We start from the raw sequence: 954 nt of genomic DNA on the forward strand, positions 1-954 counted from the left end.
CGCTACGCCTGCAATGAAACAAGACCTGTCGAAGTGGAAAGGCAGGCTCCCCGCCTTGGACAAGGAGGGGTAGGGGTGGTTGGACCCGGTATGGCAAACGGGTTATCTCCTAAAGTGGCTTTAGCGCGAGTATAACCGGTAGCTGTACATAAAGAGGCAGGAAATCGTGCTGTCGTACCAGAATCGTTCGAATAAGCCTATCTAAGAAAACCGATCTTCCTGCGAATTCCTTTATACCACCGTTATTACCTCCGCATACTCTGCCAGGCAAGAATCCTCCGGTTTCAGATCGGTGACCAGGTAATGGATCGAGTTGAGGTCGCAGACCTGCATGTTTTGATCTGAGCCGAGTTTCTCAGCTATACTCATAATGGCGGTTTTCTTGGCTGAACGGATCATGGCTTTTTTGACCTGTACCACCTCCCAGTCAGAGTCGGTGAGGCCGTCTTCTACCGAAAGGCTGTTCGTGCCCAGTATGCACAAGTCCACCTTGATCTCCGAAAGCTGGTTGACAACCTGGGCGCCTATCATGATGTGGGAGTTCTTGGAGAGCTGTCCTCCGAGCAGAATAACGTTGATGTTGGAGCGCTCAGCGAGCTCCAAAGCTACCAGCGGGCTCACTGTAAAAAAGGTGCAGCGCAGCGTGTCGGGGATCATGCGGGCCACTTCTATCATCGTGGTTCCGCCACCTACCAATACCGTCATGCCATCCTGGAGCAGCTGAATCACTTTGCGGGCGATCTCTTTCTTCGACTCTTTGGCATAGACATCGGATTGGCTGAAAGGGTAATGAAAGGATTTGGACAGCGCTCCGCCATGCACCTTCAGGATCTTGCCGCTTTCAGCCATTTCGTTCAGGTCTCTCCGGACAGTATCTTCTGATACATTGAGCTTCAAACTCAAATCCGATGAAAGCACCTTGTTGTGCAGATTGATTTGCTTTATGATAAAAGC

The 954-nt window shown here is 50.9% G+C and carries 1 protein-coding gene; it reads right to left on the minus strand.

Annotation, left to right across the window (positions count from 1 at the left end):
- Window positions 1-231: 231 nt before the first annotated feature.
- Window positions 232-954: DeoR/GlpR family DNA-binding transcription regulator (locus tag OB13_RS16965; protein ID WP_461491370.1), on the minus strand; the 723-nt coding region annotated here is incomplete at its 5' end.

The sequence above is a fragment of the Pontibacter sp. HJ8 genome (assembly GCF_054824225.1).